The sequence below is a fragment of the Streptomyces sp. DSM 118878 genome (assembly GCF_052936595.1).
In genome coordinates this window covers 4562845-4582662 of record NZ_CP193622.1, presented here as the reverse complement: position 1 = coordinate 4582662, position 19818 = coordinate 4562845, and the positions used below count along the sequence as shown (strand labels likewise).

Sequence of the window (19818 nt, the reverse complement as noted above, 5' to 3'; positions counted from 1 at the left end):
GGCCTCGGTGAGGCTGCGGGGTGGGGGCGAGCCGCAGCCCGGGGGTGCCCGCCTCGCACGCTTCACCCCACCGCCAGCAGGTCCGCCGCCCGTTCCACGTCCAGCATGCGCCGGAGTGGGCCCTCCACCGCCGCCAGTTCCGCGTACGTGCCGCGCTGCGCCACCCGGCCCCCGTCGAGGACGATCACCTCGTCCACCGCGTCGAGCCCGGCGAGCCGGTGCGTGATGAGCAGCGTCGTACGTCCCTCCGTCGCGGCCAGCAGGTCGGCGGTGAGGGCGTCCGCGGTCGGCAGGTCGAGGTGCTCGGCCGGCTCGTCGAGGACGAGTACGGGGAAGTCGGCGAGCAGCGCGCGAGCCAGCGCGAGCCGCTGCCGCTGGCCCCCGGAGAGCCGGGCTCCGTGCTCGCCGACCATCGTGTCGAGCCCCCGGGGCAGCGAGTCGGCCCAGCCGTCGAGCCGCGCCCGCGCGAGAGCGGCCCGCAGCTCCGCGTCCGTGGCGTCCTTCTTGGCGAGCAGCAGGTTCTCGCGGACGGAGCTGTCGAAGATGTGCGCGTCCTGGGCGCAGAGCCCGACCATGCGGCGCACGGTGTCGCCGTCCAGCGTCGCCGCGTCCGTACCGCCCAGCGAGTACGTCCCCTCGTACGCGCCGAGGAACCGCAGGAGCACCTGCGCGAGCGTCGTCTTGCCCGAGCCCGAAGGGCCCACGACGGCGATCCGCCGGCCCCGCTCCAGGGTCAGGCTCACGCCCGCGAGCGCGGAGGCGTCCGGCGACTGGCCCGCGTGGCGGGCGTGCAGCGCCTCGACCCGCAGCGGGAAGGGCGACGCCGGGGCCTCGGCGGGGACGGCGGGCTCCGGGACCGGCTCGGCGGCGTCGAGCACCTCGTACACGCGCTCCGCGCTCCTCCTGACCCGCTGCCGGTACTGCACGGCGAGGGGCAGGCCGATGACCGCCTCGAAGGCGGCGAGCGGGGTGAGCACGACGACGGCCAGGGCGATACCGCCGAGCCGCCCGTCCTGCACCGCCTGGACACCGACGAGCGCGGCCGCGGCCACCGTGAGCCCGGTGGCGAGCGCGCCGAGCCCGTTGCCGAGCGCGGTGGCCCCGGCCTGCCGGGAGGCGATACGCGTCAGCTCGGCGTCGGCCTCCCTGGCCTTGGCCGTACGTCGGTTCAGCGCACCGGCGACGGTCAGCTCGGCGGTTCCGGTGAGCAGATCGGCCACGCGCGAGGCGAGCGCCCCGCGTGCGGGCGCCAGCCTCCGCTCGGCGCGCCGCGCCACGGCACCGCTCAGCAGCGGCACCCCGACACCCGCGACGAGCAGCCCGGCGGCGAGCACGGCACCGGCCTCCGGCAGCAGCCAGGCGGTGAACCCGACGGCACCGGTGCCCACGAGCGCCGCGGCGGACACGGGCAGGAGCCAGCGCAGCCAGTAGTCCTGCAAGGCGTCGACGTCGGCGACCAGGCGGGAGAGAAGGTCACCCCGGCGGGCCGTACGCAGGCCGGCGGGCGCCAGCCGTTCGAGGCGCCGGTAGACCGCGACCCGCGTGTCGGCGAGCATGCGGAGCACGGCGTCGTGCGAGACGAGCCGCTCGGCGTAGCGGAAGACGGCACGGCCGATGCCGAAGGCACGGGTCGCCGTCACGGCGATCATCAGGTACATCACGGGCGGCTGCTCCGAGGCACGCGAGATCAGCCACCCCGAGGTCGCCATGAGCCCCACGGCACTGCCGAGCGCGAGGCTGCCGAGCAGCAACGCGAGCCCGAGCTGCGGCCGCCGCTCGTGAGCGGCCTCCCTCACCCGGGCGAGCACCCCACGAGACGCCACCGAACCCGAGCCCGAGCCCCTGCCGGAGCCCTGCCCCTGCCGCTGTGCCTGCGCCTGCCCGTGCCCGTGCCCGTGCCCGTGCCCCGAGGCCAAGCCCAGGCCCAAGCCCTCACCCTCGCCCTCGCCCCTGTCCCTGTCCCGGGCCCGGTCCCGGTCCCGGTCCTGGGCGGCTCGGTCGTCCGCCATCACGTCACCACCGGTGCCCTCGGGCCGCCCGGAGACGGAGGCCCCGCTCACACCCGCCCGCACCTCGGCCGCGGGCAACCGCACCACCCGGTCCGCGAGAGCGAGCAGCGCCGGCCGATGCACGACCAACAACACCGTTCGCCCCACGGCCAGCCGTCGAACCGCCTCCACGACCTCCGCCTCGGTTCCCCCGTCGAGCGCCGCCGTGGGCTCATCGAGGAGCACCACGGGGCGGTCCGCGAGGAACGCCCGCGCCAGCGCGAGCCGCTGCCGCTGCCCCGCCGAGAGCCCGCCCCCGTCCTCCCCGAGGACCGTCTCCGCCCCGAGGGGCAGCGCGTCCACGAAGGACAGGGCACCGGCGGCCCGCAGCGCGTCCCGTAGCTGTTCCGGGGTCGCCGAGGGCTTCGCGAGCCGTACGTTCTCCGCGATGGACCCGGCGAAGAGGTGCGGCCGCTGCGGCACCCACGCGATCCGCTCGCGCCAGAGGTCGGGCGAAACGTCCGCCAGGTCGACGCCCCCGACACGGACCCGGCCCTCGGCGGTGCCCACGAACCCGAGCACCACGTTCAGGAGGGTCGACTTGCCCGCCCCGCTCGGCCCGACGAGGGCCACCGTCTCTCCGTCCCCCACCGTGAAGGACACCCCGGAGACCGCGTCGGCGCCCCGCCCCGGGTACCGCACCGTCACGTCCTCCACGCTCAGCGCCCCCGAGGGAGCCGGCCCGCTCCCGGCGGCCGGCACGGGCGTCTCCAGCACCTCGAAGATCTCCTCGGCGGCTGCCAGGCCCTCCGCCGCCGCGTGGTACTGCGCCCCGACCTGGCGCAGCGGCAGATAGGCCTCGGGCGCCAGGACGAGGATGACCAGACCCACGTACAAATCCATCTCACCGTGGACGAGCCGCATGCCGATGGTCACCGCGACCAGCGCGACCGAGATCGTGGCGAGGAGCTCCAGGGCGAAGGAGGAGAGGAAGGCGATGCGCAGGGTCCGCATCGTCGCCTGCCGGTACTCGCCGGTTATCTTCCTGATCGACTCGGCCTGGGTCTTGGCGCGGCCGAACACCTTCAGGGTGGGCAGGCCCGCGACGACGTCCAGGAAGTGCCCGGAGAGCCGCGAGAGCAGCCGCCACTGACGGTCCATCCGGTTCTGGGTCGCCCAGCCGATGAGGATCATGAAGACCGGGATCAGCGGGAGCGTCACGACGATGATCGCCGCCGACACCCAGTCCTCGGTCACGATGCGGGCGAGCACCGCCACCGGCACGACCACCGCAAGGCCGAGCTGCGGCAGATAACGCGAGAAATAGTCGTCCAGGGCGTCCACGCCCCGCGTCGCGAGCGAGATCAGCGAGCCGGTGCGCTGACCGCTCAGCCAGCCGGGACCCAGCTCGGCCGCCCTTTCGAGGAGACGCCCCCGCAGTTCCGACTTGACCGCCGCACTCGCCCGGTGCGCCGCGAGCTCGGTCAGCCAGGAGACCAGGCCCCGGCCCACCGCGACCAGGGCGAGCAGCAGCAGCGGCGTGCCCAGGTCTGCGGCGGACAAGCCCTTCTGGAAGGCGCCCACCACGATCTCGGCGATGAGCATCGCCTGGCCGATGACCAGCCCCGCCCCCACCAGGCCCAGAACCACGACGGCGACGAGAAAGAAGCGCGTGGCACGGGCGTACCGCAGCAGACGCGGGTCGATTGGTTTCACGTGAAACACACCCTCCGGGGGGCCGGCAGGAAGGCCAGGGGCCAGGGAGCCTCTGATGGATCTCCGCGGCGAGGCGGCTCAGTGCGCGGCATCAGCGATGTGCTGCGTCCCGATCCGCTTGCTGAACACCCAGTAGGTCCAGCCTTGGTAGAGCAGCACGACGGGGGTCGCGATGAGCGCGCACCAGGTCATGATCCGTAGCGTGTACGGGCTCGACGAGGCGTTGGTGACCGTGAGGCTCCACTCCGCGTTCAGCGACGACGGCATGACGTTCGGGAAGAGGGTCAGGAAGAGCATCGCGAAGGACGCCGCGATCGTGACGCCCGACAGTGCGAACGACCAGCCCTCGCGCCCGGCCCCGATGGCACCGATCGCCCCGAGCAGCGCGAGGACCGCCACAATCATCGCGATCAGGCTCTTGCCGTCGCCCTTGTCGGCCTGGGTCCAGAGCAGGAATCCGAGCGCGAGCACCCCCGTGACCAGCCCGAGGCCCAGCGCCATCCTGCGGGCCCGCACCCGGATGTCGCCCACGGTCTTGAGCGAGGCGAACACCGCGCCGTGGAAGGTGAACAGCGTCAGCGTGACGAGGCCGCCCAGGATCGCGTACGGGTTGAGCAGGTCGACGAAGGAACCCACGTACTCCTTGTGGGCGTCGATCTTCACGCCGCGCACGATGTTCCCGAAGGCGACGCCCCACATGACCGCGGGGATCAGCGAGGTCCAGAAGATCGCGTGCTCCCAGTTGGTCTGCCAGCGCTCCTCGGGCCTCTTCGCGCGGTACTCGAAGGCCACGCCGCGCACGATCAGGCAGATCAGGATGAGCAGCAGCGGCAGGTAGAAGCCGGAGAAGAGCGTCGCGTACCACTCGGGGAAGGCGGCGAAGGTCGCGCCGGCCGCCGAGAGCAGCCACACCTCGTTGCCGTCCCAGACGGGGCCGATGGTGTTGATGAGGACCCGCTTCTCCACCCGGTCCCGGGCGAGCAGCTTGGTCAGGACCCCGATCCCGAAGTCGAATCCCTCCAGGAAGAAGTAGCCGATCCACAGGACGGCGATCAGTACGAACCATATGTCGTGAAGTTGCATGGCCTGGTCGCTCCTTCCTTCAGTACGAGAAGGCCATGGGCCGGTCGGCGTCGGCGTCGGAATCCGCGTCCGGGCCCTTGCCGGAGCCGGGTCCCGTGATCTTGGTGGGCGGGTTCAGATCCGCCTCCGTCAGTTCGGGCGGCCCCTGCCTGACGTACTTGAGCAGCAGCTTCACCTCGATCACGGCGAGTACCGCGTAGATGAGCGTGAACCCGATCAGCGAGGTGAGCACCTCGCCCTGGGAGACGCCGGGCGACACCGCGTCCCGGGTGCGCAGGACGCCGTAGACCACCCAGGGCTGGCGGCCCGTCTCGGTGAAGATCCAGCCCCAGGCCGTGCCGATGAGGGGGAAGATCAGCGTCCACTGCGAGAGCCGCCACCACCACTTGCCGAACCTGGGGGCCAGCTCGGTGTTCTTGGTGAGCATCAGCTTGGGCACCTCGTCCGCCCCGGTGCGGTGCTCCGGCGCCAGCCAGAACCTCTTCCGCGTCAGCCAGAGGCCCGCGGTGCACAGGGCCATCGAGACCCCGCCGAAGCCGATCATCCAGCGGTAGGACCAGTAGGCGGTGGGGATGTTGGGCCGGTAGTCGCCGGGCCCGAACTTCTCCTGCGCATCCTTGTTGAGGTCGTTGATGCCGGGGATCTCGGCGTTGAAGTTGTTCTTGGCGAGGAAGGACAGGACGCCGGGGACCTCGATGGCGACATCGTTGTGCCCCTTGGAGACGTCTCCGTACGCGAAGAGCGAGAAGGGCGCCGGCTTCTCCGACTCCCACAGCGCCTCGGCCGCCGACATCTTCATCGGCTGCTGCTCGTACATGACCTTGCCGAGGGTGTCGGCGCTGACCACGGTGAGCAGCGTGCCCGCGAAGGCCGCGACCAGGCCGAGCCGCAGCGACGTGCGCATGGTGCGGATGTGCCGCTTCTTGCGCAGGTGGGAGATGGCGATGCCGGTCATGAAGGCGCCGCCGACCAGGATGGCCGCCGAGATGACGTGGAAGAAGTTGACCAGCGCCGTCTCCTGGAAGAGCACCTTCGCGAAGTCCGTGAGCTCCGCGCGCTTGGTGCCGTCCCGCTCCACGATCCGGTAGCCGACCGGGTGCTGCATAAAGGCGTTGGCGGCCATGATGAAGTACGCCGACAGGATCGTGCCGATGGAGACGATCCAGATGGTGGCGCAGTGCAGCTTCTTGGGGAGCTTGTCCCAGCCGAAGATCCACAGGCCGATGAAGGTCGACTCGAAGAAGAAGGCGATCAGCGCCTCGAAGGCCAGCGGCGCCCCGAAGACGTCACCGACGAAGCGCGAGTAGTCGGACCAGTTCATGCCGAACTGGAACTCCTGGACGATGCCGGTGACGACGCCCATCGCGATGTTGATCAGGAACAGCTTTCCCCAGAACTTGGTCGCCCTGAGGTAGTGCTCCTTGCCCGTGCGCACCCACGCGGTCTCCAGGATCGCCGTGAGTGCGGCGAGGGAGATCGTCAGAGGGACGAACAGAAAGTGGTAGACGGTGGTGATGCCGAACTGCCATCGCGCCAACGTTTCCGGCGCCAGAGCCAGGTCCACTGCGTCATCTCCTTACTCGCCGTGGTCGAAGCGGCAGTTTGCACCCGCTTGTCCCACCGATCTCCGGAAGAACCGGGCGCGCTTGTGAACGCGTTCACATTCACAAGCATTATGTCGTACTGGATTCACGCACCCATAGGGGGGTCCCTGTCTCGCTCGTCACATGGCGGGCCGGCACCGGGACGGGACGCGGAAAAGCCCCGGACCTCGCGAACGAGTCCGGGGCCTTCACCTGCGGCGGAGAGGTACACGTCGACACGGGCGGGCCTCCCTGGTCAGGTGGACACGGGCGGGCCTCCCCGACGACGGCCGGTCAGCTCGGCTAGAACTCCTTGCGGAACTCTTCGGCCGCCCGCAGGAAGATGTCGTTGGCCTCGGTCTCGCCGATCGTGGCCCGCATCCCCTCGCCGGCGAACGGCCGCACCACCACGCCCGCCTTCTCACAGGCGGCGGCGAAGTCGGCCGTACGGTCCCCGAGGCGCAGCCAGACGAAGTTCGCCTGGGTCTCGGGAACCGTCCAGCCCTGGCCGCGCAGCGCCTCGACCACCCGCGTCCGCTCGGTGACCAGCGCACCGACGCGGCCCATCAGCTCGTCCTCGGCCCGCAGCGACGCCACGGCCGCGTCCTGCGCGAGCTGGCTCACGCCAAAGGGCACCGCCGTCTTGCGCAGCGCGGCGGCCACCGGCTCATGGGCCACCGCGAAGCCGACGCGCAGGCCCGCGAGGCCGTACGCCTTGGAGAACGTACGCAGTACGCAGACGTTGGGGCGGTCGCGGTAGATCTCGATGCCGTCCGGCACCTCGGGATCGCGGATGAACTCGCGGTACGCCTCGTCCAGCACCACCAGGACGTCGCTCGGCACCCGGTCGAGGAAGCGCTCCAGCTCGGCCCTGCGGACCACGGTGCCAGTGGGGTTGTTGGGGTTGCAGACGAAGATGAGGCGGGTGCGGTCGGTGATGGCGGCGGCCATCGCGTCCAGATCGTGCACCTCGCCCTCCGTCAGCGGCACCCGAACCGACTTCGCCCCGCTGACCTGCGTGATGATCGGGTACGCCTCGAAGGACCGCCAGGCGTAGATGACCTCGTCACCCGGGCCCGCGGTGGCCTGCAAGAGCTGCTGGGCGACGCCGACGGAACCGGTGCCGGTCGCGATGTGCGACGCGGGCACCCCGAAGCGGTCGGCCAGCTCGCTCATCAGGGCCGTGCAGGCCATGTCGGGGTAGCGGTTGAAGGACGCGGCGGCGGCGAGCGTGCTCTCCATGACGCCGGGGAGCGGGGGGTAGGGGTTCTCGTTGGAGGACAGCTTGTAGGCCGCCGGGCCGTCTGCCGCGGCGGCGGGCTTGCCGGGCTTGTACGTGGGAATACCCTCCAGCTCGGCGCGCAGCCTCGGGCTCGTCTCGCTCACCGCAGTCCTCCTCGTACCGGTGCCAATACAGTTCGAATACTGCTCACCTTATGAGGATTCGGCGCCGCTGCGAATGGCCTGCCCGGATCCGCTTCACGAGCGGCCGTGTCCGCTTCACGAGCGCCCGCGCCGCGGCGCGGGACGGCGGTGGCCACGGGGGCCCAGGAGCGCCCGTGCTCCCCCGTGCGCCGGTGGCTCGCTCCGTGGCGCGCGTCCCCCGTGAAGGTGAGTTGATACCTCCCCGAGACCTGACGCATCGATCAGGGCCAGCGAGACGATCAGCGATAGTCGCCTCTGATCGGTCCAACTGCCTTGCTTTCGCAGGCCATTGGCCAGCAGACGCCTTGCAGAAACGTACCTGTCAACGACTGCATATGCACCCGCGCTACCCATGCCTATGAGCCCTACTATCAGCTCGCCATGACAGCAGCAGGTAAATACCAGGTGAGCCGAGCGGAGACCGCCCGCCGGGGGAACCGGCAGAGCCGCGCGGGCATCAGAGATGTCGCCGCCGCCGCCGGTGTCTCCATCACGACTGTCTCCGATGCCCTCAACGGCAAGGGCCGTCTGCCGGACGCCACCCGACGCCACGTCCGCGAGGTCGCCGAACGGCTGGGCTACCGCCCCTCCGCCGCCGCCCGCACCCTCCGTACCGGCAAGTCCGGCCTCATCGGCCTGACCGTGACCACGTACGGGGATGAACCTTTCACCTTCACCGAGTTCGCCTACTTCGCGGAGATGGCCAGAGCCGCCACCTCCGCCGCCCTCGCCCGGGGCTACGCCCTGGTCATCCTCCCCGCCACCTCCCGCCGCAGCCCCGTGGACGTGTGGTCGAACGTCGCGCTCGACGGGACGGTCGTCGTCGACCCCTCCGACCACGATCCGGTGGTCAGCGAGCTGGTCCGCCAGGGCCTCCCCGTGGTCTCCGACGGCCGCCCGGCCGGCTCCCTGCCGGTCACCGCCTGGGTCGACAACGACCACGAGACGGCGGTCCTGGAGATCCTCGACCACCTCGCGGCCGCCGGCGCCCGCCGGATCGGCCTGCTCACGGGCACCACCACGGATACGTACACCCATCTGTCCACGACCGCCTATCTGAACTGGTGCGAACGCATCGGCCAGGACCCCGTCTACGAGTCCTACCCCGCCCACGACCCATGCGCGGGCGCAGTCGCCGCCGACCGGTTGCTCGCCAGACCCGACCGCCCCGACGCCGTCTACGGCCTCTTCGATCCCAACGGCACCGACCTCCTCGCCGCCGCCAGGCGGTACGGTCTGCGGGTCCCCGACGACCTGCTGCTCGTCTGCTGCAGCGAGTCCACGGTGTACGCCACCACCGAGCCGCCGATCACCACGCTCTCGCTCAAGCCCCGGCGCATCGGGACGGCCGTCGTCCAGCTCCTCATCGACGCCATCGAGGGCCTGGACTCGGGCGGCCCGGTCGAGCAGGTGATACCGACCGAGTTGATCGTGCGGACCTCGTCCGAGCGACGCCCGCCGCGCACGACGATCAGCCCGCCACGCTCGTCGGGCTCGGGCTGACGCGAAGGCTTGTCCGAAGATTCACGAGGGCTTGTCCGAAGATTTACGGGGCAGGGGCGGATGAACGGCCCGCCATCAACACGGAAACCCCTGCCCAATTCGGGAGAAAACCACGGTGATCCCGGGTCAAGGACCGATTCACCACCCCTGGTGCACCACACAGCGGGAGCCGCATTCCTATGATGGGCGGACGACACCGCGGGCCGCTGCGACCAGGCAGTCCGATCTCGGTGCAGATGCGGCGCAATGGTGGTGGAGGGGTCGATGACTCAGGGGGCCGGTCAGGGACCCGATGTGCGGACGGCGACGCTGCGCGACTTCCGCGTACCGGCGTACGTCCATGAGATGACCGGACCCGCCGAGGCGGGCCCCGGAGCACCCGGCGAGCCGGAGGTCGACGGGTACACGCCGACGCAGCGCGACCTGCCCGTCATCAACCGCGGGGACACCGTGCAGGTGCAGGTCATGCCGGAGCCCCCGCAGCCGCGGGCGAGCGAGGAGCACGGCCCGCTGTTCGTGGTGGGTGACGTGCACGGTTATCTCGGCGAGCTGATGGCCGCGCTCCAGGAGCAGGGGCTCGTCGACGCCGAGGGGAGCTGGTCCGCGGGCAACGCGCGCCTGTGGTTCCTCGGCGACTTCACCGACCGGGGGCCCGACGGCATCGGCGTCATCGACCTCGTGATGCGCCTCTCCGCGGAGGCCGCCGCCGCCGGCGGCTACTGCAAGGCCCTCCTCGGCAACCACGAGCTGCTCCTGCTCGGCGCCAAGCGCTTCGGCGACACCCCGGTCAACTCCGGCGCGGGCACCGCCACCTTCCAGGCCGCGTGGCTGCTCAACGGGGGCCAGAAGACGGACATGGAACGCCTGGAGGACCACCATCTGCAGTGGATGGCCCGCCTGGACGCCATGGAGGAGGCAGACGGACATCTCCTCATGCACTCCGACACGACCGCCTACTTGGACTACGGCGACTCGATCGAGGCCGTGAACGACACGGTCCGCGAGACCCTGACGCGCAACGACGCCGACGAGTGCTGGGACCTTTTCCGGAAGTTCACCAAGCGCTTCGCCTTCCGCGACGAGTCGGGCCCCTCCGCCGTGCGCGAACTGCTCGACATGTACGGCGGCACACGCGTCGTCCATGGCCACAGCCCCATCCCGTACCTCTTGGGGGACGTCGGCTCCGAGGACGATTCCGACGGCGCCGGGCCCGTCATCGAGGGCCCGCACGTATACGCCGACGGCCTGGCCATCGCCATGGACGGCGGAGTGACCATGGCAGGAAAACTGCTGGTCCAGCAACTGCCGCTGGCAGCTTAGGGCTTCGACGAGCGCGCCCCCCTCTACAGGATCTCGGTGGGCAGGGGGGCAATTTCCGGAAACCCCCTGTCACCGCGCGCCGTCACGGCTCTACCATCGGCTTATCCGTAGCAGGCTCCCCTCCGTTTCTGCCCAACGGCTCGTAGCCATGCGAGTCTCAGCCCTACGGAGCATCGGGGGATGCACATGAACAGCGCTCCACACCTGCTCAATGAGGACCGCCCCGAGTACGAGCGGATCCTCGACGAGGCGCTGCGCACCGCACCGGACCGTCCGGAACTCGCCGCAGTGGGCCAGCGGCTCAACACCGAACAACTGCGCACCATGGCCCTGAACGCGACGGCCCTGATCACTGCCGCGGCCGCAGCCGAGTACGCGCACTACGTGAAGGTTCGCGAGGAGTTGCGCGAACCTCGCCCCTCTTCCACATCGATACGTGAAGGGAGTGGACACAGCGCCGCGGAGTCGGGCTCCGGCGGCGTCGGGCTCGCCACCACGATGGGCGAGATCGCCGAACCGGCGGCGGTAGGAGCCGGGGCGGGCGCCGTCGTCGCGGTTCTCGCGCCCGTCCTCGCGGGTGCGGCCGCCGCGATCTTCCTGCTCGTCGGCTACATCCTGAAGATGCTCGAACCCGAGCCCGCCTTCGCGGACACCCTGCTCACCGCGGGATGGCTGTTCGGCGCACTCACCGCGGGAGGCATCCTGGTCGCCGCGGGGGGTCTGCTCCTGACCGCCCTGCGCAACGGCTCCACCTCACTCCAGGCGAACCTCCACGGCGAACAGCATCTGGAGATCTCCCAGGCCAGGGAGGTCTGGGGCCGGGCGCTCCTGGAGCGGGGCGTCGTGCCGTTCCTCCGGGAGGCCCTCGCGGAGCCGGGTTCGGCTCCAGCGCCCCGAACGCCGAGGCCCGGGGCGGGCAACAACCGCATGCCGCAACTCGGCTACCACCGGCCGGGGTTCAGCAGCCCGGACGGCGGCTCGACCGCCGGTTCACGTCCGAGCTACTCGAGTCCCGACTTCTCGAGCCCCGACTTCGGCGGGCCCGACCACAAGCCGGAGTAGATCGCGGCACCGCTTTGTGGTCCCGTCGCCGACGAGGGGGCGGCGGGACCACGAGGCTGCTCAGTCGGCGATCGGCAGATAGACCCGGTTGCCCGCCGCGGCGAACTCCTTGGACTTCTGGTCCATGCCCGCCTGGATCTCGTCCTGGCCGGGCTCACCGGCGCCGCCGCCGGCACCGCCATGCCGGCGCCGGATGTCCTGCGAGATCTTCATGGAGCAGAACTTCGGCCCGCACATCGAGCAGAAGTGCGCCGTCTTCGCGGGCTCGGCGGGCAGCGTCTCGTCGTGGAACTCCCGTGCCGTGACCGGGTCGAGCGCCAGGTTGAACTGGTCCTCCCAGCGGAACTCGAAGCGCGCGTCCGACAGCGCGTCGTCCCAGTCCTGCGCGCCCGGGTGCCCCTTGGCGAGGTCCGCCGCGTGCGCCGCGATCTTGTACGTGATGACGCCGGTCTTCACGTCGTCGCGGTTGGGCAGGCCCAGGTGCTCCTTGGGCGTGACGTAGCAGAGCATGGCCGTGCCCCACCAGCCGATCATCGCGGCGCCGATGCCGGAGGTGATGTGGTCGTAGGCGGGTGCGATGTCGGTGGTCAGCGGGCCGAGGGTGTAGAACGGCGCCTCCTCGCAGATCTCCTGCTGGAGGTCGATGTTCTCCTTGATCTTGTGCATCGGGACGTGACCGGGGCCCTCGATCATCGTCTGTACGTTGTGACGCTTGGCGATCGTGTTGAGTTCCCCGAGGGTCCGCAACTCCGCGAACTGCGCCTCGTCGTTGGCGTCCGCGATCGACCCGGGCCGCAGACCGTCGCCGAGCGAGTACGTCACGTCGTACGCCGCGAGGATCTCGCAGAGCTCCTCGAAGTGCTCGTAGAGGAAGCTCTCCTTGTGGTGCGCGAGGCACCAGGCGGCCATGATCGAGCCGCCGCGCGAGACGATGCCGGTCTTGCGGTTGGCGGTCAGCGGTACGTACGGAAGGCGCACGCCCGCGTGCACCGTCATGTAGTCCACGCCTTGTTCGGCCTGTTCGATGACGGTGTCCTTGTAGATCTCCCAGGTCAGCGCCTCGGCCTGGCCGTCGACCTTCTCCAGCGCCTGGTAGAGGGGGACGGTGCCGATCGGCACGGGGGAGTTGCGCAGGACCCATTCGCGCGTGGTGTGGATGTTGCGCCCGGTGGACAGGTCCATGACCGTGTCGGCGCCCCACTTGGTGGCCCAGGTCATCTTGTCCACCTCCTCCTCGATGGAGGAGGTGACCGCGGAGTTGCCGATGTTGGCGTTGACCTTCACCAGGAACTTCTTGCCGATGATCATCGGCTCGATCTCCGGGTGGTTGACGTTGGCGGGGATCACCGCCCGGCCCGCGGCGACCTCGGCGCGCACGACCTCGGGGTCGAGGTTCTCGCGGATCCCGATGAACTCCATCTCCGGCGTGATCTCACCGCGCCGGGCGTACGCGAGCTGCGTCACCGCCTGGCCTTGCCGGCCGCGGCGCGGCTGCCGGGGGCGGCCGGGGAAGACCGCGTCGAGGTTCTTGAGGCCACCGCGCGGCGAGGTGTGCTTGATGCCGTCGTCCTCGGGGCGGGGCGGGCGCCCGGTGTACTCCTCGGTGTCTCCGCGGGCGATGATCCAGTTCTCGCGGAGGGGCGCGAGACCCCTGCGGACGTCGGTGTCGATGGACTCGTCGGTGTACGGCCCCGATGTGTCGTACAGGGTGACGGCCTTGCCGTTGGTCAGGTGCACCTGGCGGACCGGCACGCGCAGGTCGGGGCGTGAGCCCTCGACATACGCCTTGTGCCAGCCGATGGACTTCCCGGCCTCGTCGCTCTGGTTCTGCGTCGAGGCAGGCGTGCGTGCGTCCGATGTGGTCATGAGACCTACTCCCTACGCCGGCATTACCCGGTAACAGGTTCGGCGGTCGACGCAGCGAATCCCGTACGGCTCGTGCACATTTCGTGCCGCTTCGTACGGAGGTCAGCGCCCTCTCAGCCCGGTGCTCCGAGCTCCCGCGATTGCAAAGGTGACACCACGCTAGCGTCACATCGGGCGCGCTGAACAGAGGGCCCCCTCCGTTCTTGCGATGATCGGGCCGTGACCACCACACAGCCGCCGCCCCCGCCGCCGCCCTCACAGCCGCCCGCCTCCGGCCCGCCCCCGGGTGACAACGGCCCTGCGCACAGCCATGGGCACTCGCACAGCCACGGTCCGGCCGCGCCCGTCTCCCAGCATCTGCGCAAGGTCATCGCCGGGGTGCTGATCCCGTTCGCCGTCGCGGTCGTCGTGGGGCTCCTGGTGTACTGGCCGGGAGGCACGCCCTCGCACGAGCGCACCGGCGTCGGCTTCGACCGGCAGACGCAGTCGGCGTCAGTCACGGAGGTGCAGGAGCTCCCCTGCAAGGACCTCAACCCCTCGCAGACCCCGCCGAACGGCGACACCTCCACGGCCGAGGGCCAGTCCGCCCAGTCACGGACGGCCGGCACCTGCAAGAAGGCGACGATCGAGGTGAGCAGCGGCAAGCACAAGGGCCGCACGTTCACCGAGGTCATCCAGCCGGACTCGCCCCGGCAACTGAAGCAGGGGCAAGAGGTGGTGGTCGCCTACGAGCCCAAGGCCCCGGAAGGCCTCCAGTACTCGGTCGCCGACGTGAACCGCAGAATCCCGATGGCGCTGCTCGCCGGCATCTTCGCGCTGGCCGTCGTCGTGGTGGGTCGGCTGCGCGGCGTCATGGCTCTGGTCGCGCTCGCCATCAGTTTCCTGGTGCTCACCTTCTTCATCCTGCCCGCCATCCTGCAAGGCTCGAACCCGCTGGTCGTAGCGGTGATCGGGGCGAGCGCCATCATGCTGATCGCGCTCTATCTCTGCCATGGGCTCACGGCCCGCACCTCCGTCGCCGTACTCGGCACCCTCATCTCACTCCTCCTGATCGGTCTCCTCGGCTCGCTCTTCATCGGCTGGGCCGCGCTGACCGGCAACACGGACGACAACACAGGCCTCATCCATGGCCTGTACCCGTCCATCGACATGAGCGGCCTGCTGCTCGCGGGCGTCATCATCGGCTCCCTCGGCGTCCTGGACGACGTGACGGTCACTCAGACCTCGGCGGTCTGGGAACTGCATCAGGCCAACCCGACGATGGGCTGGCGCGGCCTCTACCGCGCGGGCATCCGCATCGGCCGCGACCACATCGCCTCGGTCGTCAACACCCTCGTCCTCGCCTACGCGGGCGCCGCGCTGCCCCTGCTGCTGCTCTTCTCCATCGCCCAGTCCAGCGTGGGCACGGTCGCCAACAGCGAGCTGGTCGCCGAGGAGATCGTGCGCACCCTCATCGGCTCGATCGGCCTGGTCGCCTCGGTCCCCGTGACGACCGCGCTGGCCGCCCTGGTCGTCTCCGCCGACCGCACGTCCGGCCCGGCCCCCGCGCCGGCGAGCACTCCGGCCCCCCGCTCCTCCCGTGGCGGGAAGGGACGCCGCCGAAAGGCGTGAGCCACCGGCGGGACGAGGAGAGGCGGCGAGGGGCAAGCGGGGCGAGGCGAGGGGGAGAGAGGCGCCGCGGAGCAAGGGAGGGCCAGGGAGGGGCGGGGAGGGCGGCTTGTCGCTCCGCACTCGCCGGAAGCTTCCGGTGCCGCCGCGAAATGCAGCAATCTGCCATTGCCTCTGTCCCCCTGGGGACCAAGGTCAGCCCGCGTTCTGCTCCTCGGCCAGGATGCGGTCGAGCGTCTCGTCGAGGTGTGCGTCGAAGTCGGCGAGCGCCCGCTCCTGACCCAGCGGCACCAACCGGTCCGTCCGGTCGAGGAACGCCAGCAGCGGCGGGATACTCACCCGGAACAGCGCCTGCTCCGGGCCCACCTGAAGCTTGATCAGCGCCTCGTCGAGCACCTCGGGGTCGGTGGGCTCGATGCGCACGTCCCCCACCCCGCACGGCCGACCCACGCCGTCGACGAGCAACTCCCGCCCGAAGGCCCAGGTCACCGGCGCGTCCCCGGGCAGATGGAACGTCAGCCGCACGGCGTACGGATCTTCGCTCTCGTACCGCAGCTCCACCGGAATGCGGAACGACAGATCCTCGGAAACGAGGAAGCTCATCATGACCTCTGCCTGTACCGAGTCGTCCATCGCGCCCTACCCCGTCCCATAGCCCTCGAAGCCGGCCAGGAACCGACTCCCTGACACCCTGGGCATCTTGCTCAAAGTGCATGCCATGTCACAAGGAGTGAGTTTTCAGATGCTGATAGAGAAGGCGAGTGTCCCTAGTAGCTTTCCGATCTCAAGCTGAAGTGTCCGGGCCGCCGGTAACAGCCGGTCTGCCTGATGGGTCGGGACCGAAATGGCCATGGCCGCCGCTGTGTCACCCACAGTGATCGGAATCGCGGCACAGACGGTGCCGAGCGCGTACTCCTGACGCTCCACGACCGGGCGCATCCGATTCACCGCGTCGAGCCTCCGCAGGAACGTGTGGTCGTCCCGCACCGAGTAGCGCGTGATCGACTGCACGGGATAGCGGTCCAGGTGGTCCCTCCTTGCCTCGGTGTCCAGTTGACTCAGCAGGCACTGGCCGATCGCGTGGGCGTGACCTGTCTCGCGGAAGTCCGCCCATTCCTCGACGGCCGGGTTGCCCGGGCTGTCCGCGACGCTCATGAGCTCGATCTCACCCTCGCGGTAGACGGCGAAGTACACGGGCGCCCCGATGACTTCGTGCCAGTGCGCCAGGATGTCGTCGATCGTTCCGCGCCGTTTCTGCCGTGCCCCGCCGGCTGCGAGCCGTTCGGCGGCCTCGCCGAGTACGAGCAGCCCCTTCCTTCGGCGCAGATAGCCCTCGTAGGTCAGCGTGCGCAGCAGGTGATAGGCCGTGGGCAGTGCGAGCCCCGCCTCCCGGGCCAACAGCTTGGCGGGGGCCCCGTCCGGGTGCGAGGCCGCGGCTTCCAGCAATCGCATCGCCCGCTGCACGGAGCCGATGAGGGTCGGCACGGTCGGCACGGTCGTGGCGTGGTCCGGTGGCGTGGCTCGGCGTGGTGGAGTGGCTCCACCAGGTGAGGTACCGGCATCGGCCGCGACCAAGGTTCACTCCCGAAGACGCGAGGGGGGCCGCCCGCGCCCGGAGACCCGCGGGGAGGGAGCAGTGCGCCCGTACGCGAGGGTCGGCCCAGCGGCGGATTCGGACTCTAGCCCTTGACCAACGCTCTAGGACCGCTCATTGCGGAAAATCCCCCGGCCGAGGGACTCCCGGCGCGAAGTCGCGATGAGCAGTGAGTCGGCGCTGGGCCGACATCAGCCGTGCGGTTGCCGGCAGCCCGAGCATCGGTCATCCATCGGTCATCGGTCATCGCTCATCGGTCGGAGAGCGGCACGGTCACCAGTCGGAGCGGGACGAGGAGGAGCCGGATATGAACTTCCGTACGACGTAGATGAGTCCGCCGACCAGGGCGACGAAGAGCAGCGCCTTGAAGAGCAAGCCGATCACGAAGCCGACGACGCTCGCTATCACGCTGCCGAACACGACCAGAGCGATGACGGGCACGGCCACCCACTTCACCCACCACGGCAACCCCGCAAAGACCTCTTTCGCTGCCATCGTCCTACCTCTCTCTGCACTCATCACATCGGTGCTGGTTCCTGAATCTCCGCAGGTCCCCGGCTTCTTGCATTCGATGCTATGGCGCCGAAGGGCTCCGTGGGGGCCTCGGAGCCCTTGTCTCCCCCTGATCCGACCCCTAGGGAACCCCGAGGCCGAAGCCCTGAGTCCGTGAGTCCGTGAGTCCGTGAATCCGTGAATCCGTGAATCCGTGAATCCGTCAGCTCTCGGGCGGTGAGAAGACGACCAGAACACGCAGGTCCTCGCTGATGTGGTGGAACTTGTGTGCCACCCCGGCCGGGACGTAGACGACGCTGCCGCGCGCCACCGACGTGGTCTCCATGCCCACTGTGATCGAGGCACGGCCGCTGACGACCATGTACACCTCGTCCTGTCCGTGCGGCTGCTGCGGATCAGTGTCCCCCGCATCGAGCGCGTAGAGACCGACCGACATGTTCCGCTCCCGCAGAAACTGCAGATACGCGCCGTCGTTCGCCGCGCGCTCCGCCTCCAGATCGTCCAGTCGGAATGCCTTCATCGCCCTCTTACGCCCCTCGCTGATGTCTGCCCCGCGGACACTCTGTCGCGGAGACTCTCCGCCGACCGCGAGCCTGCCTCTCGTGATCCACGTCTGCCACGATCAGACACATGAAGAATTTCGTAGTCAAGACGATCGCCAACGCCGCGGCCCTGGCCGTCGCCGTGTGGCTGCTGGACAAGATCACCCTGACCGGTGACAGCACGGGCAAGAAGATCGGCACACTGGTTGTCGTGGCCCTGCTCTTCGGTCTGGTGAACTTCCTGGTCAAGCCGGTGGTGAAGGTCCTCACCTTCCCGTTGTTCATCCTGACCCTCGGCCTGATCACCCTCGTGGTCAACGCCCTGATGCTGCTGCTCACCTCGTGGATCGCCGACAAACTCGACGTCAGTTTCCACGTGGAGGGCTTCTGGACCGCCGTCCTGGGCGGCCTGATCATCTCCATCGTGTCCTGGGCCATGAATGTCGTACTCCCTGACGACAACGACTGAAGACCTCCGTCTCGCCGGGGGGATCGTCTCCTTTGGCGCCCTGTCCGCCGCCTTCGCGACCCGCTTCGGCGCGCGCACCCCATGAACCGCGTGACCGGCGAGTGCCCGAGAATGGCGAGGGCGGCGGGCGAGGGCCTGCCCGACGCGGTACGGCAAGCGGTGAGAGGCGGGCGACATGACGGATTCGGCAGGCAGGGGCGACGACCGGGCGGATATCGGCGGTGCCCCGGCAGGCATGGGTGACGGCACTCGGGCGGTGCGGGCCGGGCTGCCCGAACCGGTCAAGCACGAGCCGACGCTGCCAGGGCCGGTGTTCGCGGCCCACTTCCACCTGCCCGGCGACCCCACCGGCGGGTACGCCTACGCACGCGACGAGAACCCCACCTGGACGCATCTTGAGCGCGCCATCGGCGAGCTGGAGGCGCCGGACGCCGGCACGGACGTCGAGACGCTCACCTTCGCCTCCGGCATGGCAGCCATCTCGGCGGTGCTGTTCTCGCAGCTGCGCGCCGGCGACGTGGTGGTCCTGCCGGACGACGGCTACCAAGTGCTGCCCCTGGTCCGTGAGCAGCTCGCGGCGTACGGGATCGAGGTGCGGACCGCACCGACCGGCGGTGACGCCCAGCTCGACGTCCTGGAGGGCGCGAAGCTGCTCTGGATCGAGACGCCGTCCAATCCCGGCCTCGACGTGTGTGACGTGCGCAGGCTCGCCGATGCGGCACACGCGCGTGGCGCCCTCGTGGCCGTCGACAACACCCTGGCCACGCCGCTCGGCCAGCGTCCGCTCGAACTGGGTGCCGACTTCGCGGTGGCGAGCGGCACGAAGATGCTCACCGGCCACGGTGACCTCCTCCTGGGGTACGTCTCCTGCCGTGACGCGGAGCTCACCGCTTCCGTGCGGCGCTGGCGCAAGATCGTCGGGGCCATTCCCGGGCCGATGGAGGCCTGGCTCGCACACCGTTCACTGGCCACGCTCCACCTCCGCGCCGACCGGCAGAACGCGAACGCCCTGGCTCTCGCGGAGGCCCTGCGCGAGCGCCCCGAGGTCTCCGGGCTGCGCTATCCCGGCCTGCCCGAGGACCCCTCGTACAAGATCGCATCCCGGCAGATGCGTCGCTTCGGGTGCGTGGTCTCGTTCACGTTGCCCACACGCGCGCGTGCCGAGCGTTTTCTCGACGCGCTGCGTCTGGTGGACGACGCGACGAGCTTCGGAGGGGTGCGTTCCACGGCGGAGCGGCGTCGGCGGTGGGGCGGTGACGATGTCCCGGAGGGCTTCATCCGCTTCTCAGCGGGCGCGGAGGACCCCGCCGACCTGGTGGCCGATGTGCTCCGCGCGCTGGACGAGACGGCTGCCTGAGCGCCGTCAGGGACCATGCCCCGCTCTCCGCCAGGGCCCCGGTCGCGCTCCGGCCGCGCTTCGATCCCACGCCGAGCGCGCTTCTGATGCGCACATCGAACGGTCCGAGCCTCCCCCCTCGTGGCTCGGACCGCTCCGGTTCCACGCGCGAAGAACCGCGTCGACAAGGCTAGTTGACTCTGTGTCAGT

15 protein-coding genes are annotated in these 19818 nt (G+C 69.9%); 6 read left to right on the top strand and 9 right to left on the bottom strand.

What is annotated here, in order from left to right; genetic code table 11:
* Positions 1 to 62: 62 nt before the first annotated feature.
* The 4 genes from cydD to hisC form a co-directional block, all read right to left on the bottom strand.
* Positions 63 to 3704, bottom strand: a complete 3642-nt coding sequence (gene cydD / locus ACRAKF_RS20345; RefSeq protein ID WP_447038605.1) for a thiol reductant ABC exporter subunit CydD — start codon at positions 3702 to 3704, stop codon at positions 63 to 65.
* A 78-nt stretch (positions 3705 to 3782) separates the two neighbouring features.
* Entirely contained in the window at positions 3783 to 4787 is a 1005-nt protein-coding gene (gene cydB / locus ACRAKF_RS20340) for a cytochrome d ubiquinol oxidase subunit II (protein ID WP_447038604.1), read from the bottom strand.
* A gap of 19 nt (positions 4788 to 4806) precedes the next feature.
* The gene (locus ACRAKF_RS20335) at positions 4807 to 6351 is read right to left on the bottom strand and encodes a cytochrome ubiquinol oxidase subunit I (protein ID WP_447038603.1); all 1545 of its coding nucleotides are present in this window, start codon (positions 6349 to 6351) and stop codon (positions 4807 to 4809) included.
* Between the two features lie 322 nt (positions 6352 to 6673).
* Positions 6674 to 7756 (bottom strand): histidinol-phosphate transaminase, encoded by a 1083-nt coding sequence (gene hisC, locus ACRAKF_RS20330; RefSeq protein WP_447038602.1) that lies wholly within the window; start codon positions 7754 to 7756, stop codon positions 6674 to 6676.
* A gap of 420 nt (positions 7757 to 8176) precedes the next feature.
* Here hisC and ACRAKF_RS20325 point away from each other — a divergent pair, with 420 nt between their 5' ends.
* The 3 genes from ACRAKF_RS20325 (at position 8177) to ACRAKF_RS20315 (ending at position 11680) form a co-directional block, all read left to right on the top strand.
* Positions 8177 to 9298 carry a LacI family DNA-binding transcriptional regulator gene (locus ACRAKF_RS20325; RefSeq protein WP_447038601.1) on the top strand — a complete coding sequence of 374 codons (1122 nt, stop codon included), beginning with the start codon at positions 8177 to 8179 and terminating at the stop codon, positions 9296 to 9298.
* Between the two features lie 264 nt (positions 9299 to 9562).
* Positions 9563 to 10618: a metallophosphoesterase gene (locus ACRAKF_RS20320; RefSeq protein WP_447038600.1), complete on the top strand. Its 1056-nt coding sequence runs from the start codon at positions 9563 to 9565 to the stop codon at positions 10616 to 10618.
* A 180-nt stretch (positions 10619 to 10798) separates the two neighbouring features.
* Positions 10799 to 11680 carry a hypothetical protein gene (locus tag ACRAKF_RS20315; protein WP_447038599.1) on the top strand — a complete coding sequence of 294 codons (882 nt, stop codon included), beginning with the start codon at positions 10799 to 10801 and terminating at the stop codon, positions 11678 to 11680.
* 60 nt (positions 11681 to 11740) lie between these two features.
* Here the strand turns inward: ACRAKF_RS20315 and thiC are convergent, their stop codons facing one another.
* Positions 11741 to 13546 carry a phosphomethylpyrimidine synthase ThiC gene (gene thiC, locus ACRAKF_RS20310; protein WP_447038598.1) on the bottom strand — a complete coding sequence of 602 codons (1806 nt, stop codon included), beginning with the start codon at positions 13544 to 13546 and terminating at the stop codon, positions 11741 to 11743.
* A 219-nt stretch (positions 13547 to 13765) separates the two neighbouring features.
* Between thiC and ACRAKF_RS20305 the strand changes: the two genes are divergently transcribed.
* Positions 13766 to 15157, top strand: a complete 1392-nt coding sequence (locus tag ACRAKF_RS20305; protein WP_447038597.1) for a YibE/F family protein — start codon at positions 13766 to 13768, stop codon at positions 15155 to 15157.
* 192 nt (positions 15158 to 15349) lie between these two features.
* Here ACRAKF_RS20305 and ACRAKF_RS20300 read toward each other — a convergent pair whose 3' ends face one another.
* From ACRAKF_RS20300 to ACRAKF_RS20285, 4 genes are all read right to left on the bottom strand, one after another.
* Positions 15350 to 15787, bottom strand: coding sequence for an SsgA family sporulation/cell division regulator (locus ACRAKF_RS20300; RefSeq protein WP_447038596.1), 438 nt, complete (start codon positions 15785 to 15787; stop codon positions 15350 to 15352).
* Positions 15788 to 15892: 105 nt separating this feature from the next.
* Entirely contained in the window at positions 15893 to 16639 is a 747-nt protein-coding gene (locus ACRAKF_RS20295) for an IclR family transcriptional regulator (RefSeq protein ID WP_447038595.1), read from the bottom strand.
* Between the two features lie 382 nt (positions 16640 to 17021).
* The gene (locus ACRAKF_RS20290; RefSeq protein ID WP_447038594.1) at positions 17022 to 17243 is read right to left on the bottom strand and encodes a DUF5326 family protein; all 222 of its coding nucleotides are present in this window, start codon (positions 17241 to 17243) and stop codon (positions 17022 to 17024) included.
* 220 nt (positions 17244 to 17463) lie between these two features.
* The gene (locus ACRAKF_RS20285) at positions 17464 to 17781 is read right to left on the bottom strand and encodes a cupin domain-containing protein (RefSeq protein WP_447038593.1); all 318 of its coding nucleotides are present in this window, start codon (positions 17779 to 17781) and stop codon (positions 17464 to 17466) included.
* Positions 17782 to 17891: 110 nt separating this feature from the next.
* On the opposite strand from ACRAKF_RS20285, the gene ACRAKF_RS20280 reads away from it, so the two are divergent.
* Both ACRAKF_RS20280 and ACRAKF_RS20275 read left to right on the top strand, forming a co-directional pair.
* Positions 17892 to 18272: a phage holin family protein gene (locus tag ACRAKF_RS20280; protein WP_447038592.1), complete on the top strand. Its 381-nt coding sequence runs from the start codon at positions 17892 to 17894 to the stop codon at positions 18270 to 18272.
* A gap of 175 nt (positions 18273 to 18447) precedes the next feature.
* Positions 18448 to 19629, top strand: coding sequence for a cystathionine gamma-lyase (locus ACRAKF_RS20275; protein ID WP_447038591.1), 1182 nt, complete (start codon positions 18448 to 18450; stop codon positions 19627 to 19629).
* Positions 19630 to 19818: the final 189 nt, after the last annotated feature.